This window comes from Bartonella sp. MU70NMGDW, from assembly GCF_042194085.1.
GTDB classification, from domain to species: Bacteria; Pseudomonadota; Alphaproteobacteria; order Rhizobiales; family Rhizobiaceae; genus Bartonella; species Bartonella grahamii.
On record NZ_JBHIMK010000545.1, the window covers coordinates 1 to 653 of the forward strand.

Annotated in this window: 2 protein-coding genes; both read left to right on the forward strand. The window is 37.5% G+C overall.

Going from position 1 to position 653, the window contains the following annotated elements:
- On the forward strand, positions 1–68 hold a 68-nt coding region (locus tag ACFIKE_RS12080; protein WP_375650207.1), incomplete at its 5' end, for a DUF5993 family protein.
- A 10-nt stretch (positions 69–78) separates the two neighbouring features.
- The coding region (locus tag ACFIKE_RS12085) for a disulfide bond formation protein B (protein ID WP_375626362.1) at positions 79–653 on the forward strand (575 nt) is incomplete at its 3' end.

Genomic DNA, 653 nt, shown 5'->3' on the forward strand with positions numbered 1-653 from the left:
TTTTATTCGTTGTCATTCTTCTCACTTTCAATCATCACGCAACTTCTACTTTAAATTTATCTTTTTGAGAGAATAGCCATGGAACATGTTGAACAAAAAAATCCTCACTTCGTCATCTTTATGAATACGCTAGGACTCATTGGGTTATCCATTGTCTTGGTGGTGGCTTTTTATTATCAATTGGTAAAGTTTGAGTTACCGTGTCCCCTTTGTTTGCTGCAGCGCGTTGGATTGATGCTAGCAGGTTGTGGGTTCTTGCTCAATATTCACTATAAGGTGAAAAATACCCATTATGGTATGGTTATTCTCGGTTGTATGGTAACGAGTGCCGTTGCAGCACGGCAAGTGTTTTTGCATATAACACCTGATGATTTGGGATATGGTTCAACGTTCTTTGGATTGCATTTTTATACTTGGGCTTTCATTATTTCTGTCCTTTGTATCTTTGCTGTCACATTTGTCATGATTTTAGGCGAATTGGCACACAAGTTCAAAGAATTTTCTCCTTTTCCATTTTTGAGTAAAACGGCAAGTTTTTTATTTGTGTTTTTGATTGCGGCAAATTTGATTTCTACCATACTGGAATGTGGTGGCGGACAATGTGCCGATGATCCTGTAAGGTATGAATTGTTATCAAATTGGTTCCCTTCATA